The following is an 11241-nucleotide window of genomic DNA, read 5'->3' as shown; positions in this document are numbered from 1 at the left end:
GCCTGCTGGACTTCGAGGCCAGCAGCAGCCACTCGGTGACGGTGCGCGCCACCAGCACCGACGGCAGCACGCAGGACCTGACGCTCACCATCGCGCTGACCGATGTCGACGAAGTGGCGCCGGCGATCACCGGTCCCAGTGGCGGGGCAGGGGCGGCGGCTTCCAGCGCCAGCATCGTGGAAAACACGACGGCGGTGACTCAGCTGACGGCCAACGAGGCCGTGACCTGGGCGATCACCGGCGGCCTGGACGCAGCGAAGTTCGCCATCGATACGTCCGGCAACCTGAGCTTCATCGCGGCGCCGAATTACGAAGCGCCGAACGACCTGGGCGATACCGCCGGCAACAACACCTACGTGGTGGTCGTCAACGCCACCGACACCCTCGGCAATGCGAGCACGCAGACCGTCACGGTGACGATCACCAACGCCAACGAATTCGGCATCGTGCTGAGCGACAGCAACGCCGCTGCCAACCAGGTGGCGGAAAACGCCGCCAACGGCAGCTTGGTGGGCCTGACGGCCCTGGGCGTCGACGGCGACGTCAACCAGACCGTCACCTACGCGCTGAGCAACGACGCCGGCGGCCGCTTCCAGATCGACGCCAACACGGGCGTGATCACCGTGGCCGACGGCACGCTGCTGGACTTCGAGGCGAGCAGCAGCCACACGGTGACCGTGCAGGCCACCAGCAGCGACGGCAGCACCGCGACCCAGAGCTTCACGATCTCGCTGACGGACGTCGACGAGGTCGCGCCGCAGATCAGCGGACCCAGCGGTGCAGCGGGAGCGGCAGCCTCCAGCACCAGCATCGTGGAAAACACGACGACGGTGACGCAGCTCACCGCCAGCGAAGCAGTGACCTGGACGATCACCGGCGGTGCCGACGCCGCGAAGTTCGCGATCGACGCTTCGGGCAACCTGAGCTTCATCGCGGCGCCCAACTACGAAGCACCGAACGACCTGGGCGACACCGCCGGCAACAACACCTACGTGGTGGTGGTGCGCGCCGCCGACACGCTGGGAAATGCGAGCACGCAGACGGTGACCGTGACGGTCACCAACGCCGACGAGTTCGGCATCACGCTGAACGACAGCAATGCCGCCGCCAACCAGGTGGCGGAGAACGCAGCCAACGGCAGCTTGGTGGGCGTGACCGCTCTCGGCGTCGACGGCGACGCCAACCAGGCGGTCAGCTACAGTCTGACGAACGACGCCGGCGGCCGCTTCCAGATCGACGCCAGCACGGGCGTGATCACGGTGGCCAACGGCGGCCTGCTGGACTTCGAAGCCAGCACCAGCCACACGGTGACCGTGCTGGCCGCCAGCACCGACGGCAGCGTCCAGACGCAGACCTTCACGATCGACCTGGCCGACGTCGACGAGGTGGCCCCTGCCATCACGGGACCCAGCGGTGGCGCCGGCGCGGCAGCATCCGGCGCCGCGATCCTGGAGAACGCCAACGCGGTCACCCAGCTGACCGCGAACGAAGCCGTCACCTGGACGATCTCGGGCGGCGCCGACGCGGCGAAGTTCTCCATCGATGCTGCCGGCAACCTGGCCTTCCTCGCTGCGCCCGATTACGAAGCGCCGAACGACCTGGGCGACACCGCCGGCAACAACACCTACCAGGTGGTGGTCCGCGCCGCCGACGCGCTCGGCAACGCCAGCACGCAGACCGTGACGGTGACCGTCGGCAACGTCGGCGAGTTCGGCGTCGCGCTGAGCGACAGCAACCCGGCGGTCAACGAAGTGGCGGAACTGTCCGCCGCCGGCAGCCTGGTGGGCATCACGGCCCGCGGGGTCGATGGCGACGCCAGCCAGTCCGTCGGCTACGCACTCACCGACGACGCCGGCGGCCGTTTCCAGATCGACGCCACCACGGGCGTGGTGACGGTCGCCAACGGCGCGCTGCTCGATTACGAAGTGGCGATCAGCCACACGATCACGGTGGAAGCCACCAGCGCCGACGGCAGCGTCGCCACGCAGGTGTTCACCATCGCCCTGACCGACGTCGACGAGAACGCGCCGGTGATCTCCGGCCCGAGCGGCGGCGCCGGCGCGGCGGCCTCCACCGCGAGCATCGCGGAGGGCTCCACCGCCGTCACGCAGCTCGGCGCAAGCGAGCCGGTCACGTGGTCGATCTCCGGCGGCGCCGACGCGGCGCTGTTCGCGGTCGATGCGGCGGGCCGCCTCGCCTTCGTCGCGCCGCCGGACTTCGAGGCGCCGGCGGATGCCGACGGCGACAACGCCTACGTCGTCACGCTCACCGCGACCGACGCGCAGGGCAACGCCAGCGCGCAGACGGTCACCGTCGGCGTGCTCGACACGAACGAGACCGTGCCGGTGGCCCCGCCAGCGACTGCACCGGCGTCGGGTCCGGCCCCGGCACCGGCACCGGCACCGGCCGACGCCGTGGCCATCCGCCTGCTCGAGTCCGGACCGTGGCCCGAGACGCAGCCACGTCCCGAGCTCGACCCGAGCTTCGGTTTCGACGGCAGCCACTTCACGCTGCCGATCAGCGCCTTCACGGTGCCGGAGCGCGAGGGGCTGGTCTTCAAGTCGCTGGCGCAGGGCGAGTTCGCGCTGGAGGCCGATTCGACGCTGCAGCAGTCGATCCACTCGCTGTCGACGGCGTTCCGCAACATCCTGACGCAGCCGGCGGAGAACGCCTTCCAGGTCGCGGTGCGCGTGGCCGGCGAGTCCTCGCTGCGCGTGTTCCGCGGCATCCCGGACCAGGACTTCGTGCAGTCGCGCGAGGTGCTGGTGCAGGTGCCGGTCGACGCCTTCATCCACAGCGATTCCGACGCGATCGTGTTCCTCGTCGCGCGCATGGCCGACGGCTCGCCGCTGCCCCGCTGGCTGCAGTTCGACCCGTCCACCGGCAAGTTCGCCGGCCGCGCCCCGGCCGGCACGTCCGCCGAACTGACGGTGCTGGTGGAAGCGCGCGACCGCGACGGGCGCCATGCCGAGGCCGTGTTCCGCATCCGCCTGGACAAGGCGGCGGACGGCCGTGCCGGCCTGTCGGAGCAGCTGCGCAGTGGACAGCGCGAGACAGTCGACACGCTGCGCGGCCTGCAGGCCATGGCCGCCCGTTGGCTGGGCGCGGGCAGTCGTTGAGAATGCGGTCATCGCCGCACGAAGCAGTACCGACTTGCCCGCCACCGCCGATTCCCCGCTGATCACCCTCCTGGCGCTCGCCCGCCGCGCGCGCCAGGTGCAGGATCCCGCCGAACTGGGCTTCCTGGCCGTGAACGACACGCATGCGCTGGCGCCGTACCGGCAGGCGGTGCTGTGGTTCGGCAGCGGCGGCGTCACGGCGCTTTCGGGCGTCGTGCAGCCGGAGGCCAACGTGCCTTACGTGCAGTGGCTGGAGCGCGCCTGCGCGGCGCTGCACCGCCAGCCCGGCGCCGCGCGCGCGGTGACGGCGGCCGACCTGCCGGAAGGCGAGGGCGCCGCCTGGGCCGAGTGGCTGCCGGCGCACGGCCTCGTCGTGCCGCTCGCCGGCACCGACGGCCTCGTGCTGCTGGCGCGCGACACGCCGTGGACCGAGCAGGAAACCGTGGTGCTGGCCGAATGGTTCGACACCTGGCGGCATGCCTGGCAGGGCCTGCACGCGCAGCCGCAGTCCGGGTGGAGATCGGTGCGCGCCCGCCTGCGCGGCGCACTGGCGCCGCGCGAGGGCCGCCCCTGGTGGAAGCAGCCCGCGGCGAAATGGGCCGCGGCCGTGGCCGCCGTCCTGTTGATCCCGGTGCGCCTGTCGGTGCTGGCGCCGGGCGAGCTGGTGCCTTCGGATCCGGCGGTGATCCGCGCGCCCTTCGACGGCGTGGTGGCCGGCTTCCTGGTGAAGCCGAACGATCCGGTGCAGGCCGGGCAACCGCTGTTCAGTTTCGACGACGCGACGCTGGCGAGCCGCCTCGAAGTGGCGCGCCAGGCGCTCGCCACCGCCGAAGCGGAATACCGCCAGGCCAGCCAGCAGGCGCTGGGCGATGCGCGTTTCAAGGCGCAGCTGGTGGTGATCGCCGGCAAGATCGAGGAGAAGCGCGCCGAGGTCGCCTACCTGCAGGGACAGCTCGATCGCTCGCGCGTGACGTCGCCGCGTGCCGGCATCGCGCTGTTCGACGACCCGGGCGAATGGGTCGGCAAGCCGGTGGTCACGGGCGAGCGCATCCTGCGGGTGGCCGCGCCCGACCGCATGGAGGTGGAAGCCTGGCTGGCCCTGGACGACGCGATCCCGCTCACGGCCGGCGCGCCGGTGACGCTGTATCTCAACGCGAGTCCTTTCGACCCGGTCGAGGCGAAGCTGCGCTACGTGGCGCACGATGCCGTCGCGCGGCCGGACGGCAGCTACGCCTACCGCGTGCGCGCGGAGCTGGCTGAGAAGGCCGCGCACCGCATCGGCCTCAAGGGCACGGTGAAGCTGTCGGGCGGCTGGGTGCCCGTGGGCTACTGGATGCTGCGGCGCCCCGTCGCCGCGGCGCGGCAGTTCGCGGGCTTCTGAGCGATGCTGCCGCAGCTGCGCGAGGAGATCGACCTGCACGAAGGCCCGCGCCTGCGCGACGGCCAGCCGACGTGGACGCTGCACGATCCGGCCCGCAACCAGTTCTACCGGATCGACTGGCAGACCTTCTGCATCCTGCGGCACTGGAGCCTGGACGACCCCGAGCGCATCTGCGCCGCGGTGGCGGCGGAGACGACGCTGCATCCCGACGCCTCGGACATCGAGCACGTCGCCGAATTCCTCGCGGCCAACCAGCTGCTGGCGCCGCGCCACCCGGACAGCGCGAAGCTGCTCACCGATCGCTATCGCCGGCAGCAAGGCGCCTGGTGGCAGCGCCTGCTGCACAACTACCTGTTCTTCCGCGTGCCGCTGGTGGATCCGGACGGCTGGCTGCAGCGCTGGAGCGGCCGCGTCGCGCTCTTCTACTCGCGCGCTTTCCTGCAGCTCACGCTGGTGGCGCTGGTCGCGGGGCTGCTGCTGGTCTATCGGCAATGGAACCAGTTCAGCGCGACGCTGATCGACACGCTGTCGTGGCAGGGCCTCGCCGCCTACGGTGTCGCGCTGGCGGCCGTGAAGTTGCTGCACGAACTGGGGCATGCCTTCACGGCCAAGCGCCACGGCTGCCGCGTGCCGGCGATGGGCGTGGCCTTCATGGTGCTGTGGCCCATGGCCTATACGGATACCAACGAGGTGTGGAAGCTGTCGAATGCGCGCCAGCGCCTCGCGGTGGCATCGGCGGGCGTGGCGACCGAGACCTTGATCGCGATCTGGGCGACGCTCGCCTGGGCGCTGCTGCCCGACGGCGTGCCGCGATCGATGGCGTTCTTCCTGGCCACGCTGTCCTGGTTCACGACGCTCGCGATCAACGCCAGTCCCTTCATGCGCTTCGACGGCTACTTCGTGCTGTCGGACTGGCTGGACCTGCCCAACCTGCACGCGCGCGCCTTCGCGCTGGCGCGCTGGGACCTGCGCGAACGCCTGTTCGGGCTGGACGCGCCGCCGCCGGAGTATTTCCCGCGGCGCAAGCAGGCCGCGCTGATCGCCTTCGCCTGGGGCACGTGGATCTACCGGCTGGTGGTGTTCGTCGGCATCGCGGTGCTGGTCTACCACTTCTTCATCAAGCTCGCGGGCATCCTGCTGTTCGCGCTGGAAGTGGTGTGGTTCATCGCGCGGCCCGTGCTGAACGAGCTGCGCGTGTGGCGCGAGATCTGGCCGGTGGTGCGCCATCGCAGCCGCGCGCGCCGCAGCCTCTGGATCGCCGCGCTGATGGCCGGCCTGGTGTTCCTGCCCTGGCCGGCGCGGCTGACCGCCTCGGGGCACCTCAAGCCGCAGGAGAGCCTCACGGTCTATGCGCCCGCCGGTGCGCAGGTGGTGGAGCTGCCCTGGAAGGAAGGCGCCGACGTGCCGCAAGGCGCCGCGCTGGTGAAACTGGCTTCGGCGGACCTCACGCTGCGCTGGCAGCGCGCCGAATCGCGCCTCGCGCAGCTGCGCGAACAGGCCGCCGCGGCCACGGTCGGCGACACCACGCTGCAGCACAACGTGCAGGTGCTGCAGCAGGAGCTGGCCGCCGCGGAAGCCGAGCGCGCCAGCGTGCAGGCCGAGGCCGTGCGCTACGCGCCGGTGGCGCCCTTCGCGGGCAAGCTGCACGCGATCGATCCGGAGCTTCGCCCGGGCGACTGGGTGCGCCGGCAGGAGCCCTTGCTCACGCTGGTGAAACCGGGCGCGTGGATCGTGGAGGCCTACCTCGACGAGGACGAGGTCCGGCGCGTGCAGGCGGGCGACGGCGCGAGCTTCCATCCCAAGGGTTTCGCCGGCGCCGCGTTGCCGCTGCGCGTGAGCGCCGTCGACAAGGACGCCACGCGCGTGCTGCCGCAAGGCATGCTGGCCGTGAAGCACGGCGGCTCCGTGCTCACGCGCGACAAGGACGGCACGCTGGTGCCGGAGCGCTCGGTGTACCGCGTGACGCTCGCGGCGCAGGGCGATCCCGGCGCGCTCGCGGGGCATGCCTGGCGCGGCACCGTGGTGATCCGCGGCAGCTGGGAAGCACCGGCGTTGCGCTACCTGCGGTCCGCGCTGGCGCTGATCTGGCGCGAAGCGGGGTTTTGAGCGTCGGGGTTCGGCTGCGCGCTCACCCCGACCTACGAGGGAGGCATCCGCGTAGGGCGGGGTGAGCGGCGATAGCCCGAACCCCGCCGAATTTCACGCGAGGCGCTTGCGATGCCGCTCGATCTGCGCCTTCACCTGCACCGGCGCCGTCCCGCCCAGGGTATTGCGCGCATTCAGCGACCCGCGCAGCGACAGTGCGTCGTACACGTCCTTCTCGATCTTCGGGTGGAACTGGTGCAGCACGGTCAGCGGCAGTTCGGACAGGTCGCAGTTGTGCGAGGTCGCCGCCTTCACCGCATGCGCCACCACCTCGTGGGCATCGCGGAAGGGCAGGCCCTTCTTCTGCACCAGGTAGTCGGCCAGGTCGGTCGCCGTGGCGTAGCCCTTGAGCGCCGCCTGCTCCATCGCCTGCGGCACCACCGTGATGCCTTCGGCCATCTCGGCGAAGATGCGCAGCGTGTCCTTGAGCGTGTCGACGGTGTCGAACAGCGGCTCCTTGTCTTCCTGGTTGTCCTTGTTGTACGCCAGGGGCTGGCCCTTCATCAGCGTGATCAGGCCCATCAGGTGGCCCACCACGCGGCCGGTCTTGCCGCGGGCGAGTTCCGGCACGTCGGGGTTCTTCTTCTGCGGCATGATCGACGAGCCGGTGGTGAAGCGGTCGGCGATGCGGATGAAGCCGAAGTTCTGCGACATCCACAGGATCAATTCCTCGGACATGCGGCTCACGTGCACCATCACCAGGGAAGCGGCGGCCGTGAACTCGATCGCGAAGTCGCGGTCGCTCACCGCGTCCAGCGAGTTCTGGCACACGCCGTCCATGCCCAGCTCCTTCGCCACGGCCTCGCGGTCCAGGGGGTAGGTGGTGCCGGCCAGCGCCGCGGCGCCCAGCGGCAGGCGGTTCACGCGCTTGCGCACGTCCAGCATGCGCTCCTGGTCGCGGGCGAACATCTCCACGTAGGCCAGCATGTGGTGGCCGAAGCTCACCGGCTGCGCCACCTGCAGGTGGGTGAAGCCCGGGAGCACGACGTCCACGTTCTTCTCCGCCAGCGCCAGCAGCGCCTTCTGCAGGTCCACCAGCAGCCCGCCGATCAGGTCGATCTCGCCGCGCAGCCACAGGCGCACGTCGGTGGCGACCTGGTCGTTGCGGCTGCGGCCGGTGTGCAGGCGCTTGCCGGCGTCGCCCACCAGCTGCGTCAGGCGGGCCTCGATGTTCAGGTGCACGTCCTCCAGGTCCAGCTTCCATTCGAAGGCGCCGGAGGCGATTTCCTGGCGGATCTGCTCCATCCCGCGGCGGATGTCGGCCAGATCCGTTGCGGAAATGACACCCTGTTTTTGCAACATCGCGGCATGCGCCAGGGAGCCGGTGATGTCCGCCAGCCACAGTCGCTTGTCGAAGAAGACGCTGGCGGTGTAGCGTTTCACGAGGTCGCTCATGGGTTCGCTGAAGAGCGCGGACCAGGCCTCGGATTTGTGATCGAGTTGGCTCATAAGGGGGGCACGGGTGCGGGAACGGATGGGCAGGAGGGCCGATTCACCAATAATGAAGGCCGGAAGGAGGCCGCCGGGGCGCGCGAGAGCGTGCCCTGAATGGCAATGAACGACTCGCAACTATTATCCGCGTTCCAGGAACTGCACCGGCTGCCGCCCAAGGCTCGCAAGCGGGAGACTTTGATCTTCGACGCCTGCCAGCTGGGGGTGATGCTGCGCGCCGTGCTGTTCGTCGAGGCCGCGATGGCCGTCGGCGCCATGTTCCAGGCCAACGCGCTGCTGCCCTGGCTGGAACGCTTCGCCTTGCTCTCCGGAGCGGCCTTGCCCGGCACCCTCGGCTGGCTGGTGGTGACCTGTTCCGCCAAGCGCCTGCTGGCCCGCCTGAAGTCGCCCGTGCAACAGGGCATCGGCATCGTGCTGGGTGCGGTCTCCGGCCTGTATGGCTGCGCGCTGCTGGCGCTGATGGGGCCGGTGGGGCCGGCGCCCTGGCTGGCTTCCGCCATGGCCGGCGCGCTGCTGTCCGCGGTGATGGTGGCCGCCCTGGTGCTGCGCGCCAAGGGCCGCATGCCGGCCGAGACGGCCGCGCGCCTGGCCGAACTGCAGGCCCGCATCCGGCCGCATTTCCTGTTCAACAGCCTGAACAGCGCCATCGCGCTGGTGCGGGAAGATCCGGGCAAGGCCGAATCGCTGCTGGAGGACCTGAGCGAGCTGTTCCGGCATGCCCTGGTGAGCAAGGGCGATTCCGCCACGTTGGCGGAGGAAGTCCAGGTCGCCCGCCACTACATGGCCGTGGAGCAGATCCGCTTCGGCGAGCGCCTGCGGGTGGAATGGTCCATCGATCCGCGCGCCGGCAGCGCGCGCGTACCCGCTTTGTTTTTGCAGCCTTTGGTGGAGAATGCCGTGAAGCACGGCGTCGAACCGAGTCCCACGGGCGCCGACGTGAAGATCACCACGCAGCGGAGGGGCAGCGTGGTGGTGATCAAGGTGACGAATTCGGTGCCGGCCGGGCAGGGGAAGCCTGGCCACGGAGTGGCGCTGGAGAACGTCCGCGACCGCCTGCGGCTGCTGCACGACGTGCAGGGGCAGTTCCAGACGGCGCTGATCGACGGGCGCTACCAGGTCAGGATGGAGGTTCCCGCCTAGGGAACGCGACGGAGGAGAGACATGGGCATGAAGATGCTGTTGGTCGACGACGAACCGCTGGCACGCGCGCGCTTGCGCACCCTGCTGGCCGATTGCAAGACGCCCGCCGCGGAAGTCGCCGGGGAAGCCGCGAACGCGGCCCAGGCGATGGAGCACTTGCGGCGGCAGCAATACGACGGAGTGTTGCTGGACATCCACATGCCAGGCGCCGACGGACTGGCGCTCGCGCAGGTCCTGCGCACCCTGCCGGAGGCGCCTCCGGTGGTGTTCGTCACCGCCTACGCGGAACACGCGGTTACAGCCTTCGAGCTGGAGGCCGTGGACTACCTGACCAAGCCGGTGCGGCTGGAGCGGCTGCAGGCCGCCCTGGCCCGCGTGGAAAAGGCCCGCCAGGGCCGCAACGGCCCCGAGGCGGAGCAGGAGGTGCTGGTGATCCAGGACCGCGGCCGCACCGAGCGGGTGCCGGTGGCCGAAGTGCTCTATTTCAAGGCCGAATTGAAGTACGTCACCGTCCGCACGGCGGCCAGAAGCTATATCCTCGACGGTTCGCTCAGCGACCTCGAGGAGCGCCATGGGGCGCAGTTCCTCCGTGTCCACCGCAACGCACTGGTCTCGCGCCGTGCCGTGCGGGCCCTGGAAAAGCATTTCGACGCGGAGGAAGGCGAGGGCTGGGCGGTCCGCCTGAACGGGATCGAAGAATCCCTGGCCGTCTCGCGCCGCCAGCTGAGCGCCGTGCGGGAGGCACTGGCCAGCTAGCAAGAGAGGAATGGGGACTCGTGGAGTTGTGAGAGACCGTGAGTTCCGAACCGTCCCAGGTGCCGCCGCAGGCGCCTGACCCGTCCGAGATCGACGACCTGCCGCGCACCCCCGTGGACCCGCGGGCGCCGTCGCACGTGCTGCTGCACATGCCCCAGAACGTGCGCAGCGCGGCGCTGGGCGTGCTGATGGTGCTGGCGGTGCTCGCCGTGCTGCACCTCGCGCAGGGCTTCTTCATCCCGCTGATGCTGGGCCTGGTCTTCAGCTATGCGCTGTCGCCCGTGGTCGACGGCCTGCAGCGCTGGCGCGTGCCGCGGGCATTGAGCGCCGGGGTCCTGATCCTCGCCATCCTGGGCGGCATGGGCGCGTCGGTCTATTCGCTGTCGGATGACGCCAACGACCTGATCGCGTCCCTGCCGGATGCCGCGCGCAAGCTGCGCGACACGGTGCGCAAGCCGAAGCAGCAGCAAAGCACCCTCGACACCATGCAGAAGGCCGCGGCCGAACTGGAGAAGGCGGCGCAGGAAGCCGGCGGATCCGCGCCGGCGCCTGCGCGCGGCGTCGCCCGCGTGATCGTGGAGAAGCCGAAGTTCGACCTGCGCGAGCACCTGTGGACCGGCACGCTCGGCGTGGCCAGCGTGATCGGCCAGACCGTGATGGTCACCTTCCTCACCTACTTCATGCTGGTATCGGGCACCACCTTCCGCCGCAAGCTGGTGAAGATCGCCGGCCCGGGGCTGGCGGAGAAGAAGCTCACCGTGCAGGCGCTGGACGAGATCAACGCGCAGATGCAGCGCTACCTGCTTGTGCAGCTGCTGGCGAGCCTGGGCGTGGGCATCGCCACCGGGGTGTGCTTCGCGATCGTCGGCCTGAAGCACGCGGCGGTGTGGGGCGTGGCCGCCGGCATCCTGAACCTCGTGCCCTACGTGGGCTCGATCGTCGTCACCGCCGGCGCCGCCCTGGTCGCCTTCCTGCAGTTCGGCGCGCTCGACATGGCCCTGATCGTCGGCGGCAGTTCGCTCCTGATCAACACGATCGAGGGCTACCTGCTGGTGCCCTGGGCCACCAGCAAGGCGAGCAGCATGAACCCGGTGGCCGTGTTCATCGGTGTGCTCGCGTGGGGCTGGATCTGGGGCGTGTGGGGACTGCTGCTCGGGATCCCGATCCTGATGGCGGTGAAGGCGGTGTGCGACCGGGTGGATCACCTGAAGCCGGTCGGCGAGTTGCTGGGGACCTGATCGCGCAGGG

The 11241-nt window shown here is 70.2% G+C and carries 7 protein-coding genes; 6 read left to right on the top strand and 1 reads right to left on the bottom strand.

Annotated elements, in window-relative coordinates:
* The 3 genes from VF522_RS24275 to VF522_RS24265 form a co-directional block, all read left to right on the top strand.
* On the top strand, positions 1 to 3119 hold a 3119-nt coding region (locus VF522_RS24275), incomplete at its 5' end, for a cadherin domain-containing protein (RefSeq protein ID WP_330910916.1).
* Between the two features lie 34 nt (positions 3120 to 3153).
* Positions 3154 to 4500 carry an efflux RND transporter periplasmic adaptor subunit gene (locus tag VF522_RS24270; protein ID WP_330910915.1) on the top strand — a complete coding sequence of 449 codons (1347 nt, stop codon included), beginning with the start codon at positions 3154 to 3156 and terminating at the stop codon, positions 4498 to 4500.
* Positions 4501 to 4503: 3 nt separating this feature from the next.
* The gene (locus tag VF522_RS24265) at positions 4504 to 6606 is read left to right on the top strand and encodes an HlyD family efflux transporter periplasmic adaptor subunit (RefSeq protein WP_330910914.1); all 2103 of its coding nucleotides are present in this window, start codon (positions 4504 to 4506) and stop codon (positions 6604 to 6606) included.
* A 93-nt stretch (positions 6607 to 6699) separates the two neighbouring features.
* Here the strand turns inward: VF522_RS24265 and argH are convergent, their stop codons facing one another.
* Positions 6700 to 8094 carry an argininosuccinate lyase gene (gene argH / locus VF522_RS24260; protein ID WP_330910913.1) on the bottom strand — a complete coding sequence of 465 codons (1395 nt, stop codon included), beginning with the start codon at positions 8092 to 8094 and terminating at the stop codon, positions 6700 to 6702.
* A 105-nt stretch (positions 8095 to 8199) separates the two neighbouring features.
* Between argH and VF522_RS24255 the strand changes: the two genes are divergently transcribed.
* The 3 genes from VF522_RS24255 to VF522_RS24245 are packed head-to-tail and all read left to right on the top strand — an operon-like array spanning position 8200 to position 11231.
* Complete coding sequence (locus VF522_RS24255; protein ID WP_330910917.1) at positions 8200 to 9237, top strand: sensor histidine kinase; 1038 nt, start codon at positions 8200 to 8202, stop codon at positions 9235 to 9237.
* A 21-nt stretch (positions 9238 to 9258) separates the two neighbouring features.
* Complete coding sequence (locus VF522_RS24250; protein ID WP_330910912.1) at positions 9259 to 9993, top strand: LytTR family DNA-binding domain-containing protein; 735 nt, start codon at positions 9259 to 9261, stop codon at positions 9991 to 9993.
* 38 nt (positions 9994 to 10031) lie between these two features.
* Complete coding sequence (locus tag VF522_RS24245; RefSeq protein WP_330910911.1) at positions 10032 to 11231, top strand: AI-2E family transporter; 1200 nt, start codon at positions 10032 to 10034, stop codon at positions 11229 to 11231.
* Positions 11232 to 11241 lie beyond the last annotated feature (10 nt).

The organism is Ramlibacter sp. (assembly GCF_036383835.1).
Classification (GTDB): domain Bacteria; phylum Pseudomonadota; class Gammaproteobacteria; order Burkholderiales; family Burkholderiaceae_C; genus Ramlibacter.
This window is presented reverse-complemented; position numbering and strand designations above follow the sequence as displayed.